The 14,426-nt window shown below is 39.8% G+C and carries 11 protein-coding genes; 1 reads left to right on the top strand and 10 read right to left on the bottom strand.

Annotation, left to right across the window (positions count from 1 at the left end):
- Positions 1 to 10 precede the first annotated feature (10 nt).
- The 4 genes from acnD to CXF76_RS10175 form a co-directional block, all read right to left on the bottom strand.
- A complete protein-coding gene (acnD, locus tag CXF76_RS10190) occupies positions 11 to 2,620 on the bottom strand; it encodes a Fe/S-dependent 2-methylisocitrate dehydratase AcnD (protein ID WP_101163595.1) in 2,610 nt (869 codons plus the stop codon).
- 130 nt (positions 2,621 to 2,750) lie between these two features.
- The gene (prpC, locus tag CXF76_RS10185; protein ID WP_101163594.1) at positions 2,751 to 3,875 is read right to left on the bottom strand and encodes a bifunctional 2-methylcitrate synthase/citrate synthase; all 1,125 of its coding nucleotides are present in this window, start codon (positions 3,873 to 3,875) and stop codon (positions 2,751 to 2,753) included.
- A 46-nt stretch (positions 3,876 to 3,921) separates the two neighbouring features.
- Positions 3,922 to 4,800: a methylisocitrate lyase gene (gene prpB / locus CXF76_RS10180; protein WP_101163593.1), complete on the bottom strand. Its 879-nt coding sequence runs from the start codon at positions 4,798 to 4,800 to the stop codon at positions 3,922 to 3,924.
- A gap of 139 nt (positions 4,801 to 4,939) precedes the next feature.
- Positions 4,940 to 5,632, bottom strand: coding sequence for a GntR family transcriptional regulator (locus CXF76_RS10175; protein WP_002962362.1), 693 nt, complete (start codon positions 5,630 to 5,632; stop codon positions 4,940 to 4,942).
- A gap of 265 nt (positions 5,633 to 5,897) precedes the next feature.
- Between CXF76_RS10175 and rsmF the strand changes: the two genes are divergently transcribed.
- Positions 5,898 to 7,349 carry a 16S rRNA (cytosine(1407)-C(5))-methyltransferase RsmF gene (gene rsmF, locus CXF76_RS10170; protein ID WP_101163592.1) on the top strand — a complete coding sequence of 484 codons (1,452 nt, stop codon included), beginning with the start codon at positions 5,898 to 5,900 and terminating at the stop codon, positions 7,347 to 7,349.
- A 209-nt stretch (positions 7,350 to 7,558) separates the two neighbouring features.
- On the opposite strand, the gene CXF76_RS10165 is transcribed toward rsmF, so the two are convergent.
- From CXF76_RS10165 to CXF76_RS10140, 6 genes are read right to left on the bottom strand one after another with little or no spacing between them, the layout of a single operon-like run.
- The gene (locus tag CXF76_RS10165) at positions 7,559 to 8,260 is read right to left on the bottom strand and encodes a VpsP family polysaccharide biosynthesis protein (protein ID WP_024590399.1); all 702 of its coding nucleotides are present in this window, start codon (positions 8,258 to 8,260) and stop codon (positions 7,559 to 7,561) included.
- Positions 8,253 to 8,981: a tyrosine-protein phosphatase gene (locus CXF76_RS10160; RefSeq protein ID WP_101163591.1), complete on the bottom strand. Its 729-nt coding sequence runs from the start codon at positions 8,979 to 8,981 to the stop codon at positions 8,253 to 8,255. The genes CXF76_RS10165 and CXF76_RS10160 overlap by 8 nt, the downstream gene beginning before the upstream one ends.
- A 14-nt stretch (positions 8,982 to 8,995) precedes the next feature.
- Positions 8,996 to 11,203 carry a GumC family protein gene (locus CXF76_RS10155; protein WP_010554203.1) on the bottom strand — a complete coding sequence of 736 codons (2,208 nt, stop codon included), beginning with the start codon at positions 11,201 to 11,203 and terminating at the stop codon, positions 8,996 to 8,998.
- A 22-nt stretch (positions 11,204 to 11,225) separates the two neighbouring features.
- A complete protein-coding gene (locus CXF76_RS10150) occupies positions 11,226 to 11,744 on the bottom strand; it encodes a polysaccharide biosynthesis/export family protein (protein WP_010554202.1) in 519 nt (172 codons plus the stop codon).
- Positions 11,744 to 12,958, bottom strand: a complete 1,215-nt coding sequence (locus tag CXF76_RS10145) for an outer membrane beta-barrel protein (RefSeq protein WP_101163590.1) — start codon at positions 12,956 to 12,958, stop codon at positions 11,744 to 11,746. Before CXF76_RS10145 ends, CXF76_RS10150 begins: the two co-directional genes overlap by 1 nt.
- On the bottom strand, positions 12,942 to 14,345 hold the full coding sequence (locus CXF76_RS10140; RefSeq protein WP_101163589.1) for an undecaprenyl-phosphate glucose phosphotransferase: 1,404 nt from the start codon (positions 14,343 to 14,345) through the stop codon (positions 12,942 to 12,944). Before CXF76_RS10140 ends, CXF76_RS10145 begins: the two co-directional genes overlap by 17 nt.
- Positions 14,346 to 14,426 lie beyond the last annotated feature (81 nt).

Here is a 14,426-nt window from a genome sequence, read left to right as displayed (position 1 = left end):
ATGCTTGCCCTTATGCAGATTGTGCTGCTTCTAAAAAGTCTTGTGCAAAGCGTTGTAACACACCACCAGCCGCGTAAATAGAAAGCTCTTCTTGGGTATCGATACGGCACTTCATAGGCACAGTGAGTACTTCACCGCCTTTACGAGTAATACTTAAATTAACGGTCGCACCTGGTTTTAAATCGCCTGCTACATCGTACGTTTCGCTGCCATCCAGCTCTAGAGTTTTACGCGTTGTGCCCGCTTTAAACTCAAGCGGTAAAACACCCATACCAATTAAGTTAGTACGGTGAATACGCTCAAAACCTTCAGCTGCTATTACTTCAACGCCTGCAAGTCTTACGCCTTTTGCAGCCCAATCGCGCGACGAACCTTGACCGTAATCGGCACCGGCTACGATAATAAGCGGTTGTTTACGCTCCATGTAGGCTTCGATTGCTTCCCACATACGTGTGTTAGTCCCTTGTGGCTCTAAGCGTGCATAAGAACCTTGTTTAACGTCGCCGTTTTCGTCTAGCACCATTTCGTTTAGCAGCTTTGGGTTTGCAAATGTTGCGCGCTGCGCTGTTAAATGATCGCCCCGGTGCGTTGCGTACGAGTTATAGTCTTCCTCTGGGACGTTCATTTTGGTCAGGTATTCACCAGCAGCACTACTTGCCATAATGGCGTTTGATGGCGATAAATGATCCGTTGTAATGTTATCGCCAAGAACTGCAAGCGCACGCATACCAGTCATTGTGCGCTCACCCGCAAGTGCACCTTCCCAATAAGGAGGGCGACGAATGTACGTACTTTCTGGGCGCCATTCGTAAAGTGGGTCGTTATCTTCACCGTAATCTACGGTTAAATTAAACATCGGCTCGTATACTTTTCTAAATTGCTCTGGCTTAACGCTTTGCTTAATAACTGCATCAATCTCTTCATCCGATGGCCATAAATCTTTAAGCGTAATATCGTTGCCTTGTTGATCTTGCCCTAGTATCCCTTTTTCAATATCAAAGCGAATAGTACCTGCAATGGCGTACGCAACAACTAAAGGAGGTGACGCTAAAAATGCTTGCTTAGCATAAGGATGAATGCGCCCATCAAAGTTACGATTGCCCGAAAGCACCGCTGTAGTGTATAAATCGCGATCAATTACTTCTTTTTGAATAACAGGGTCAAGCGCCCCGCTCATCCCATTACAGGTAGTACACGCAAAACCAACAATGCCAAAGCCAAGTTGCTCAAGCTCTGTTAGTAAGTTTGCATCTTCAAGGTATGATTGCACTGCTTTTGAGCCCGGTGCTAATGAAGTTTTAACCCAAGGTTTACGCGTTAAGCCTTTTGCATTTGCGTTACGGGCAAGTAGTGCTGCGGCAATTACATTGCGTGGATTACTAGTATTAGTACAGCTAGTAATCGCGGCAATAATACATGCGCCGTCTGGCATTAAGCCTTCTTCATTTTCAACAACACCCGAAATACCTTCTTTAGCTAAATCGCTTGTCGATACGCGGCGGTGTGGATTAGATGGACCCGCAATATTGCGCCCCACGCTTGATAAATCAAACTTAAGCACACGCTCATATTTTGCGGTTTTTAAGCTATCGCTCCAAAGGCCTGCTGTTTTTGCGTAGTTTTCTACAAGGGCAATTTGTTCTTCTTCGCGACCTGTTAAACGCAAGTAATCTATTGTTTTATCATCGATATAAAACATGGCTGCAGTTGCGCCAAATTCAGGTGTCATGTTTGAAATGGTTGCTCTGTCGCCAAGTGTAAGCGCATCGGCACCTTCACCGTAAAACTCTAAATAAGTAGATACAACACGTTGCTCACGTAAAAATTCAGTAATAGCCAACACAATATCGGTTGCGGTAATACCGGGTTGGCGCTTGCCTGTTAGCTCAACACCGACAATATCGGGCAAGCGAATATAAGAAGCACGACCAAGCATCACGCTTTCAGCTTCAAGCCCACCTACGCCCACAGCAATAACGCCCAGCGCATCAACATGTGGCGTGTGGCTGTCGGTACCAACTAAGGTATCTGGGAATGCAATGCCATCTCGGTTTTGAATAACCGGCGACATTTTTTCAAGGTTAATTTGATGCATAATGCCATTACCCGGTGGAATAACGTCAATATTTTTAAACGCAGTTTTTGTCCAGTTTATAAAGTGAAAACGGTCATCATTTCGTCTGTCTTCAATCGCGCGGTTTTTTTCAAATGCGTCAGGATCAAAACCGGCATGCTCTACCGCTAACGAATGATCCACTATTAACTGCGTGGGTACCACAGGATTCACTTTTGCCGGGTCACCGCCTTTGGCTGCAATTGCATCACGCAAACCGGCTAAATCAACAAGCGCTGTTTGGCCTAAAATATCGTGGCATACTACGCGCGCCGGATACCACGGGAAATCTAAATCTTGCTTGCGCTCAATTAGCTGATTAAGTGCATCGGTTAACATGGCAGGGTCGCATCGGCGTACTAGGTTTTCGGCAAATACACGTGATGAATAAGGTAGCGTGGCGTATGCACCTGGCTTAATTGCATCTACGGCTTCTTGGGTATCGTAATAGTCGACATTTGAGCCCGGTAGAGGTTTTCGGTATTGGGTATTATTAATTATGGTCATGGTAAGGGTTCGCTAATTTGGTGACGGTGTTTGCTCACAGCTAGCGTGTTTAATGAAAAGTTTGAGAAAAACTGCTCGCTAGTGGCTATGTGCAATAAAAAAAGTGAGCACATGCGTGCTCACTCATTTTTTAACGTGACTCTATTGGTGTGTAACTACGTGCATCAGGGCCTGTGTAATCGGCACTTGGGCGGATAATACGGTTGTTAGCGCGTTGCTCTTTTACATGCGCAGTCCAACCAGTAACACGGCTCATTACAAATATTGGCGTAAATAATTTAGTCGGAATATCCATAAAATGATAAGCAGATGCATGGAAAAAATCGGCATTACAAAACAGCTTTTTCTCGCGCCACATAATCTCTTCACAACGAACAGACACAGGGTAAAGCACGGTATCGCCTACCTCTGCCGCTAGTTTTTCAGACCATTTTTTAATAATTACATTGCGTGGATCAGATTCGCGATAAATAGCATGGCCAAAGCCCATAATTTTATCTTTACGTTCAAGCATACCCATTACTTCTTGCTCAGCATGCTCAGCACTTGTAAAACCTTGAATCATATCCATAGCGGCTTCGTTAGCACCACCATGTAATGGACCACGCAGCGTGCCAATCGCACCTGTTACACAAGAGTGAATATCAGAAAGCGTTGATGCACACACACGACCCGCAAATGTAGAAGCATTAAACTCATGCTCTGCGTATAAAATTAGTGATACATTCATCACTTGTGCAAATAACTCGCTAGGTGCTTTGTCATGTAACAGTGTTAAAAAATGTGCGCCAACAGAGTCGTCATCTGTTTGTGTTTCAATGCGTACGCCATCATGTGTAAAGCGGTACCAGTAACAAATAATACTTGGGAACACAGCAACCATACGGTCGATTGCATCATTGGCTTGGTTAAAATCAAACTCCATCTCAAGGTTACCCAACATTGAACAGCCCGTGCGCATTACATCCATTGGATGCGCATCTTTAGGAATATTTTCAAGCACAGTTTTAAGTGCATCTGGTAAGCCGCGTAAGCTTTTAAGTTTAGCTTTATATTCAGCCAATTCGCTAGTTATTGGTAACTCACCGCGTGAAAGTAAAAAAGACACTTCTTCAAACTGCGCTTTTTCGGCAAGTTCGCTAATATCGTAACCACAATACGTTAAACCAGAACCACTTTGTCCAACAGTACACAATGCTGTTTGACCAGCCACTTGTCCGCGTAAACCTGCGCCGCCTAATGCTTTATCTACCATGATCTTCTCCTATCTTAAATTTGTGTGTGATTTATTTTAATAGTTTTTATTTGTCAGATTTTGATGAAAAAAGGGTGTCGAGTGTGTTCTCGTACGTGTGGTAATCTAAAAAGTCGTAAAGCTCAGAACGCGTTTGCATATTTTCAATTTGGCTTTGTTGTGAGCCTTCATTTAAAATTGCTGAATACACGTTTAATGCTGCTTTGTTCATGGCTCTAAATGCACTTAGTGGGTAAAGCACCATTTCAACGCCTACATCGCTTAACTGCTCTTTAGTGTAAATAGGTGTTTGGCCAAACTCAGTAATGTTTGCCAAAATTGGAACGTTAATCGCTTTTGCAAATGCTTGGTAATCAGCAAGGTCGTGTACGGCTTCTGCAAAAATAGCGTCAGCACCGGCTTCAACACAGGCAGCTGCACGGTCAATAGCAGCATTTAAACCTTCTTTTTGAAATGCATCGGTACGGGCCATAATATAAAAATCGCTGTCGGTTTTTGCATCAACCGCCGATTTAATGCGGTCAACCATTTCACCTTGGCTTACAATTTCTTTATTAGGACGATGGCCACAGCGCTTTTGGGCTACTTGATCTTCTATATGAAAACCAGCTGCACCCGCTTTAGTCATTTCTTTTACTGTGCGTGCAATATTAAATGCCCCACCCCAACCGGTATCGGCATCAACAAGTAGTGGTAAATCGCTCGCACCCGTAATACGACGAATATCTTCAAGCACGTTATCAAGGCTTGTCATACCTAAGTCAGGCATACCAAACGAGGCGTTTGCAACACCGGCACCTGATAGGTAAATAGCTTGGTGGCCCATTTTTTCAGCCATCATCGCGGTGTATGCGTTAATAGTACCTACCACTTGTAGCGGGCGGTTATTGGCAATAGCGTGTTTAAATTTTAATCCTGCTGACATTACTTTATCCTCACTTTGAACGGTTGCTACGTGGAGTAACTTATAGTTTTAATCTGTAATTATGACTGTTTAACTGCTTTTGCTAGCTTTTAACTTTTAACTTTTAACTTTTAACTTTTAACTTTTAACTTTTAACAGCTTATGCTTTTTGCTTAGCTAATAAATCAAATTTGGTTTGGATATTTGCTTGCGATGCGCTTATATGGCGCTTCATAAGCATTTCGGCCAGCTCGCCATCGTGGTTTTCAATGGCGTTAATAATCGCTAAATGCTCATCAAACGCTTTTGATACACGCGGCCCTACCATGCCCATTTGCACACGGTACATCCGTATTAATTGATAGAGCTCATTACACAGTAAATGAATTAAATGCGCGTTTTTACTGCCTTGAATAATACGGTAATGAAAATCTAAATCGCCGGCTTCTTGATAATAAGATTCGCCCTCTTTAACACGTTGTGTTTGTAGGTGCTGATTAAGTAATTGCTTTAAGCCTTTTACTTCTTCGGGTTCCATATTGTCGGCAGCAAGTCTACATGCCAAGCCTTCAAGCGAACTACGAACTTGATAAACTTCAATCAAACGCTCAGCAGTAAGGGCAACTACTCGGCAACCTACGTTAGCTTTGCGCTCAACAAGGTAGCAACTTTCTAGGCGATTTAACGCCTCTCTAAGCGTTGCACGGCTTACACCATAACGTTTGGCAAGCTCAGGCTCTGATATTTTACTGCCTTGAACTATACTGCCTTCAACAATCTCACGGCGCATATCTACAAATACTTGATCTGATGCGGTAGTTATAGGCGCTTCGTTTAAAAATGTGTGTGTCATAAGTTATTTTTTAGATTGTCGACAATTAATGTGGTTACTATGGGCTTATTAAAAAATCATGTCAACCCTTAAACACATCACAATGACTAAAAAACACGCTTATTGTCGACACTATTAACCTAAAGTCGCATAAAAATGGGTTTAAAATGGACTAAAACAGTGAAGTGTCGACAGCGTAATAAATCAGATGTTACGCTTTTTAGCGCTGAAAACACCTCGCATAAATGCTATTATCGCGCTTTATTTTTATAGTATGAGCTAACGCGTGAACGCCAACACCTTTATTCCTGAGCACTTTATTGATGACGTAAAAACCTATTTACCAGCGCATCTAAACTTAGATGACTTTTTAAATGCGTGTCGTAGGCCCCTCAGAAAATCTATCCGCGTTAATACATTAAAAATTAGCATTGAAAAATTTGTAGAACGTGCAACTGAAAAAAATTGGCTGCTAACCCCCATACCTTGGTGCAGTGAAGGTTTTTGGTTAGAACGTCCCGAAGATGAAGAGCAAAACCTAGCCCTTGGTAATACCGACTTACACCTAAGCGGTGCGATGTACGTACAAGAAGCAAGTTCAATGCTGCCGCCTATCGCATTAAAGCAAAGTATTAAACTCGCTAACTCGCAAAATAACACCGTGCTTGATATGGCATCAGCGCCAGGTTCTAAAACATCGCAGCTAGCAGCTCTTATGGATAACCAAGGCGTGCTTGTTGCAAACGAGCTTTCGTCATCTCGTTTAAAGGTACTCAGCGCTACATTAAAACGCATGGGGGTTGGTAACTGTGCACTTTCGCACTTTGATGGCGTTATATTTGGCAACTACATGTTTGAATGCTTTGATAGCATACTCCTAGACGCGCCATGCTCTGGCGAAGGCACAGTACGTAAAGACGCCGACGCACTAAAAAATTGGTCAATAGAATCAAATATCAAAATAGCCCAAGTACAAAAAGACTTAATTAAAAGCGCTTTTTATGCATTAAAACCAGGTGGCACATTAGTGTATTCAACCTGCACACTTACCCCACTCGAAAACCAACATGTGTGCGATTATTTACTCAGTGAATTTAGCGACTATATAGCGCCTGAGTCACTCAGTGATTTATTTGAAGGTGCAAGTAAAGCAACAACAAGTGAAGGCTATTTACATGTATGGCCGCAAACATTCGATAGCGAAGGCTTTTTTATTGCTAAATTTAAAAAGTACGCAAGTTGCGATAACTCAAATCAAACTGTTAAAAAAGGCGCGTTTCCGTTCAACGAGTTTGATAAAAAGCAAAGTGCCGCGTTTATGCAATCGCTTAAAAAACATTTTGGGATAACCACCTTGCCAGGTAATTTAATGCAGCGTGATAAAGAACTGTGGTTATTTCCACAAGGGTTTGAAGCCGTGCAAAATAAAATTAAGTACGCACGTTTAGGTATTCAAATTGGCATCATCCATAAAAACGGCGTAAGACTAACGCACGAATTTGCTACAGTGTTTGGTAACAAGTGCAAAACGAATATTTACGCGCTAAATAACGAGCAAGCCAATGATTATTTTCAAGGTAAAGATATACGCTTAGCTGAAGCAACTCAAACAATAGGTGAAGTAGTTTTAACGCTGTGTGGTTGCCCTATCGGGCTGGGTAAATGGCAAAAAAATAAGATCAAAAACTCACTACCACGCGATCTAGTGCAAAATACGCAGTTAATAAGCTGGGGTTAAACTAAAGTACAAATTACGCATAATTAATCTAATCCTTTGTTATCAAATGTAACTAGGTGGCAAAATTAGTTATGCTTTATTGAGTAGCTTTACTATAGTTTTAAGTACTTTCTTCTTCTCCCTAACGAACCAGAAAGTTTTTAGTTAACGCTAGGCTCAATTTAGAGTCACTTTATAGCCCAGAGGTTTTTACAAGCCTTTGGGCGTTTTTATTTGCAGTTTCTTCTGTAAACAGTACTACTTCTTACTTTTTCAAACGCCTTACCAAATTGTAAAGATAAACAAAGAATTGGCAAAGCATCAACTTGCTTAGCCACATCAAAAACTTGATAAAATTTATAACCATATTTAACGGCTAAATTTAGTTCAGCAACATACAATGCTTTATACTTTGGAGATAGTTTCTGCCAGTTCATTAGAGCTATTTGAATAATACCAAGCTGCACATCAAACTTGTACGGCCCAAATTTTTTAGCCTGCTGAATATACTCATATACTCGTTCTGTAGGCCCTTCTTGATAACTAACTACTTGTGCTAGTGCAATCCACGTTTCTGACCATGTTTGCCTTAACCCTAATGACTTTAATAGATCTTTCTCTGCTTGTTGATAAACCAAAAGCTTATTGTTATTTTGCTCGCTATTCACAGCTAGGTTTAGCATTTTTATATATGCACTAAGTTGCCAGTAATGTGGCTGTGAAGGGTCCTGGCTTGTTGCAAATGTAATTGCCCTATCTACAAGCTCTAGCTCTTCAGGAGTAATTGTCCTTTCAGGCTGCTTTAAAATATTGAGGGCATTAAAATACCATGTATTTGCACGCATACTTTGTAAGCTTTGATAACCTATAGCTAATGTAATAACTGCAAGTATAGCAATTTGTGTGAGGCGGTTTGTATTTAAATTACTCATTAAACAACGACTCAGTTAAACGCTTAGGATTAGTAAAAAACAAATGATGTGCATCATTTTGACCTATCAACTCCTCGACTATTTTTTTAGCTTTACTTAAAATAGGAGGCCTACGCTTAACTGAATGAGCATCAGATGCAACATAAGTTACTAAACCCTTTTCTAGCATATCTATACTAATATTTTTTGCAGTTTCGCCCCATGCACCTTCAATGCTTGAAGCCGTTAATTGAAACTCACATCCTAATTGCTTTAAACGCTCAATATAAAAAGGATTTGCTTGAATATCGCGATTACGCTCAGGGTGAGGAATAATCACCTTTATATTTTGTTTAGCTAGCCAATTTATAAACTTATCGTAACCTTGCGGTACATGCGAGTGCGGGAGTTCTAATAATAAATAATTTACTGAATTAAGTGTACCAATAAACGGGAGTTTATTACTAAGCACTAAACTCATTAGCTCTACATCAAGCCTAACTTCAGCGGCCACAGCTAGTTTAATACCAATATTATTTACTAATGCCTGTGCTTTTAAATTAGCAAGTTTGCTATACAATTGCGAGGCCGAGTTATTAAATCGCCCAATATGTATATGTGGCGTGGCAACCATATGGGTTATTCCATCATTTTGTGCAATATTCAATAGCGCTAAAGAATCACTTAAATCTTTAGCGCCATCATCTATTCCTGGCAAAATATGAGAATGAATATCAATCATAGATTTGCATTTAACTATGCATTAGGTTGTTCAGGTTTTTGCGAGTAATCATAATAGTCGTAATAACCATGGCTATGCTCGTCTTTACTTTTACTCATATCTACTTGGTTAAGCACAATACCTGCAACATGAGCTTTAGATTCAAACAGACGTTCAATACCCGCTTTAATCGGTTTAATTCGTGTAATATCCGACTTAACAACATAAATTACCGAGTCTACACTCTGTGCAATAACTAAAGCGTCACTCACAGCCTGTGTTGGTGGTGTATCTATAATTATATGGTCATACTTAGTTTTTAATATATCGAGTACTTCACTAAAGCGCGTGTTAGATAAAAGCTCTAATGGATTACCTGGGATCTGCCCGCTTGGCATAATAGCAACACCCGACTGCCCATCTACATGAACACACTCACTTAACTGCTCAGTACCTACGATTAAATTACTTAACCCCGGATGAAATACCGGTATATCGAAGCGCTTAGCTATACTTGGTTTGCGCAAATCGGCGTCAATTAGCAATACTTTACCCATTTGAGCAAGCGACATAGCTAAATTAGCTGAGGTCGTTGTTTTACCCTCACCCGGAGCACTTGATGTTACGGCTATTACTTTATGATCGCGCTCTAACTGAGTTAATAGCAAACTAGTTCTGAACGTTCGTACCGACTCTGCAAAACGCCTATAGTTATCATCCAGATAAGCATGTATCGGAAACACGCTATTTTTGGGTGTTTGTACATGCGGTAAAAGCCCAAGCATACGCTGTGCTAACTTACTTTCGACATCACTTTTAGTTTTAACGGTATCGTTAAGCGCGTCAAATATAAAGCTCATGACTACTGCAAAACCAAAACTTGCCACAAAAGCTAAAATAACAATTAATTTTTTATTTGGTTTTGCTGGATCATTTGGGGCATAAGCTCTATCAGTAAAACGTGCAGCAGCAGAGCTAAAATCACTCGTTACTTCTGTTTCTTTTGAGCGAGATAAAAACGTGTTAAATATACTGCGATTTGTTTCTACTTCACGTTTTAATTGGTTGTATTGAGTTTCTTTGCGGGTAATATCTTGATATTCGGCACGAATTTTAACTAAGTCACGTTCAAGCGCGCTAACGGTACGTGTTATCCGGTTTAGCTCTTTTTCAATACCCGTAATAAGGCCTTTAATTTGTTTGTTTAAATTATTTTTTACCGTTGCTAACTCTGCTTTAGCTGAGATCATACGCGGATGTTTAGGGCCGTACACTTCGCCTAAATCACTGAGTTTACGCTCTACTAATATAACTTCGCGCTTTACGTCCTGTATTACTTTGTGGGATGTAATTTCAGGCATACTCCCTAATAACTCCAAGTTATTATTGCCGTACTCAGTTATTACGCGATTTATACTCTCAAGATTATTTTTTTCATTGCGCGCTACAATTAACTGTTGTGATATTTGCTCAAGCTCTTGTGTGGCGAGCCCAGCTATACCTTCAATATCAACTAGTTTTTGCTTCTCTCTGTAGTTTTGTAAGCGCACTTCTGAGTCATCGAGTTGAATTCGTAATTGCGATAAACGCGTATTTAACCAGTTAGAGGCTTGTTGAGTAATCCCCATTTTTGCACGCATTTGGCTATCTATATAAACTTCACCAACGGTATTCGCTACAAGCGCTGCTAGTTTAGAATCGCTCGATTCAAAGCTAACTCTAACGAGTTGAGTTTTAATAATAGGCGAGACTGAAAGACGTGACTTAAATACAGCTAATAAACCAAGCATTTCTCGTTCTGCTTGTTCTTGTGCATCATATACCGTTTCTTCCTTTTTATTTAAAAAAGGGAGTTGCTCTTTTATCGCTGTTTTAAGTTCACCCAACGCAGACGGCTTAGCTATAAAGTCTGTATGCGCTTTTAAATTAAGCTTAGTGATTACTTCGCGGGCAATACTGTCCGATTTAATCACCTCAAACTGCGTCAGATAATATTCTTTTTTTGTCGAATCAAGACCGTATATCTCTTCAAAGCTTACTGCCTTAGTTTGCTCAGCTTCTATAAGTAAAGTAGCAGTTGCAATGTATTTTGGCACTAAGGTCAAAGCCACCATAATAGTTAACAAAGTAACTACAATAGCAAACCCTAAAATACGCCATTTAGCGAGTTTAATTACATTAAGGTAAGATCCTAAATCAATAATTTCTTCATTATTACTTAGGTTTTCATTTGTTTGGTTCATTAAATACTGCCCTGTAAACTGCTTAAAACAACCGTTGTTCAATTTTTATGGTATCGCCCGCTGCAATTTGGCTATTTAAACTACCTTTTTGTTGCTGCTGTTTAGTTTGCTCTTTAAATATGTATATTTTATCAATAGAGGCGCGCTCAGTTAAACCACCGGCAAGCGCAATCGCTTGATTAACTGTCATTGCGGGTTGATAAGGATAAGCGCCTGGCTCTTTAACTTCACCATGAATATAAAAAGGTCGGTATTCAATTACCTGCACATATATATTTGGATTTACTAAATAATCAGGTTTTAAACCTTGTGTTATAACTTGTTCAACTTCAGAAGTGTTAAGACCAGCTAATTTAACTTTACCTAAAAAAGGATAATTAACTTCCCCACTATTACCTAAAAGTGCAGTAACCTCTAAATCGGGTTGGCCAAATACTTTTATTTCTACCTTATCACCAGCACCAATTACATAACTTTGCGCTGTTTGCGCAAAGCTAACACTACTAAATATTAGTAGTGTTAAACTAAAAATAAACTTCATTAGTTAGCCTTTAAAGCAAACGTAAAATTAACACCTACAACTACTCGATCGAACTCAATTGCATTTTGTGTAGAATTTTTATCAATAAAATCGACATAAGTAGAAACCATACCAAATCTACTCGCAATATAATTTAAACCTAAGCGTGCACTTTTAGTTTTATCTTTTCGGCCAATATCACCTGTGTATTGCTCGTCAATATAAGTAACTCCTACAAGCGAACTTAAATAATCGCTCCAGCTATGTGTCCAATTAATACCGTAAAAACTTTCTTTAATATAATCGCCTTGTACTAGCGGATCTTTAGCTGAGCGACTTGTTGTTAATTGCACTGTAGAATAACTAAGTGGCTGCCAGTTAACCCCAGCTTCCCAACTTAAACCGCTAAAACTCTCACGTTCATTGGCACTAAAATCTTTATTTTGATAACCCAATTTAAATGAGCCTGAGGTAAGCGCGGTTGCTTCCCACTCCATACCAAGCAGCACCTTTACGTCGTCTGAGTCACGTGATATGCCGCTACTTGCTAAAAAATCGTAACGGTAATTTTCTTGCTTAACTTCTAAAAATGTACGTGTAGCAGCTTGAGTATTGTAATAACCGGTAATACCAACTAACGATTTATCATAATCACGAAACTGTGACACGGCTCTAAAATTTTGATATTTTTTACTATAAAAACCCGCGTTTAAAGCAACTTGTGCTTTTGAGCTTTGCGCACCATATTCATAGCGTGCTGTAATATTTTGCTGCTGGTATTTTACAAGCTCATTTACTGCATCCCCAAGGCCCTCAGTTAAACCACTGCCACGCGGCTCATAAAGCCAGTCGGCTTTACCATTAACATCTAGGCGATGCTGGCTGGTAAACTCTTTATGTACACCAACACCAATATTTACTTGGGTAAAATTATCAACGCTCTCCTTATTATGCAAAGAGCTACTTGTGCCTAAATCAAGGTTGTAACTATCGGGGCCGTCTTCAATAGCTGCCTTTATATTAGGGGTAATGGTCCAAATTGTACGTGACTCTTCATTTTCTGGCGTACTAAAAAAGTTATTATTACTGCTTATACCCGTTTGTAACGTTGGCGTAATTTCGGCGCCATCTTTAGTTATATAACTACCTGGTTTTAAATTAGCAGCCGCAGGTGCTGCGACCCCTACACTTAACAAAGCAAATATAGGTGCAAGTGTTTTAGTATGCATTCGCATTCTTAAATCCTTTAAAAATTGTCATAAAAATAATTTTTATATCAAACCATAACGACCAGTGCTTAATATAATGTAAGTCAAATTCAACACGTTTTTCCATTTTGTTCAGCGTATCAGTTTCGCCGCGCCATCCGTTAATTTGAGCCCAGCCTGTTATACCTGGCTTTGCTTTATGCCTAAACATATAAAACTCTACTTTTTTACGGTATTCCTCATTATGGGCAACCGCATGAGGCCTTGGCCCAACTATCGACATATCGCCTTTTAAAACATTTATAAATTGCGGTAATTCGTCAAGGCTTGTGCGGCGTAAAAAGCCACCTAAAGGTGTAATACGCACATCATTTTTTGTGGCTTGCGTTACCACTGCACTGTTTTCGGTAACACTCATTGAACGAAACTTCCATACTTTAATTTTACGTCCATCAAGCCCGTACCGGTCTTGCTTAAAAATCACAGGGCCTTTTGAGGTAAATTTAACAGCAAACGCAATTGCAACAAGTACAGGAGAAATCAGCATTAAAATAATAGAGGCAACAACTATATCTTCAGTACGCTTTATAAATTCACGAGCACCTATAAACGGTGATTCAAACACACTTAATGTGTCAACATCCCCCACATGCTCAATACGAGCATGTATTAAGTTAGATATTAAAAAGTCAGGAATTATATGCACATCAACCGTTGTATCACCCAGTTGACGCAAAATATCAGCTATACGCTTATCAGCTTTCATAGGTAAAGCAATATATAAAACGCTAATTTCACCATCACGGGCTGCATCTACTGCATTTTGAATTCGTCCTGCAACATCGTGTTTTGTTGAGTTTTCAAAAAGTCGCTCTGGTTGCCTGTCATCATAAAAACCTAAAAACTTAAAGCCAAGTTCGTCATTTTTAGTAATCTCGTTATATAAATGTACTGCTGACTCGGTAGCCCCAACAATGGCAACATTGCGTAAATTTAACCCTAGTTTACGTCTACTTCTTTTAAATAAGTATGCAGCAAGGCGCCAAGCATATAAAAAAGTTACGCTTAACAAAAACCACAAACCCAGACCAATACGCGAAAGCGACTCAGTAAACTTAAATGCAAACGATATAACTAATAAAACAGAAAATGCAGCAAATAAGGAGCCCCAAGCACAAAGCACCATAGTTCTAAATTTACCAGCACGCCAAGAGCGATAAGCGGAGAATATTTCAGCACAGTATAAAAAGCTTAAAGCAACGGTTAAAACCGAAACCATATAAATAGGAGTGAGCTCAAAGCTATAGAACAAAGCCGAGCACTGAAAGGCTAAAAACAATGCAAAAATATCGAATAATCGATAAAAATTCGCATCAGACGAGCCATTAGGCTTAAACGTCCTTGAAGATGTCATACTATGTATCCCTATAGATATCTTAAAAGTGAAATAAGCTCCACAAAACTGTGCGGCAAATGTTACAGTATCATACTAAAG

This window comes from Pseudoalteromonas sp. 78C3 (assembly GCF_002836695.1).
Taxonomy (GTDB): domain Bacteria; phylum Pseudomonadota; class Gammaproteobacteria; order Enterobacterales; family Alteromonadaceae; genus Pseudoalteromonas; species Pseudoalteromonas arctica.
Note: the sequence above shows the minus strand (reverse complement) of the source record. Positions and strands in the feature narration are given on the sequence as shown.

Bases quoted from the DNA above. Each gene is read 5' to 3' on its own strand.
- acnD (WP_101163595.1), bottom strand. From the start codon at position 2,620: ATGACCATAATTAATAATACCCAATACCGAAAACCTCTACCGGGCTCA.
- prpB (WP_101163593.1), bottom strand. From the start codon at position 4,800: ATGTCAGCAGGATTAAAATTTAAACACGCTATTGCCAATAACCGCCCG.
- CXF76_RS10150 (WP_010554202.1), bottom strand. From the start codon at position 11,744: ATGAAGTTTATTTTTAGTTTAACACTACTAATATTTAGTAGTGTTAGC.
- CXF76_RS10140 (WP_101163589.1), bottom strand. From the start codon at position 14,345: ATGACATCTTCAAGGACGTTTAAGCCTAATGGCTCGTCTGATGCGAAT.
- prpC (WP_101163594.1), bottom strand. From the start codon at position 3,875: ATGGTAGATAAAGCATTAGGCGGCGCAGGTTTACGCGGACAAGTGGCT.
- CXF76_RS10155 (WP_010554203.1), bottom strand. From the start codon at position 11,203: ATGAACCAAACAAATGAAAACCTAAGTAATAATGAAGAAATTATTGAT.
- CXF76_RS10175 (WP_002962362.1), bottom strand. From the start codon at position 5,632: ATGACACACACATTTTTAAACGAAGCGCCTATAACTACCGCATCAGAT.
- CXF76_RS10145 (WP_101163590.1), bottom strand. From the start codon at position 12,958: ATGCGAATGCATACTAAAACACTTGCACCTATATTTGCTTTGTTAAGT.
- CXF76_RS10165 (WP_024590399.1), bottom strand. From the start codon at position 8,260: ATGAGTAATTTAAATACAAACCGCCTCACACAAATTGCTATACTTGCA.
- CXF76_RS10160 (WP_101163591.1), bottom strand. From the start codon at position 8,981: ATGATTGATATTCATTCTCATATTTTGCCAGGAATAGATGATGGCGCT.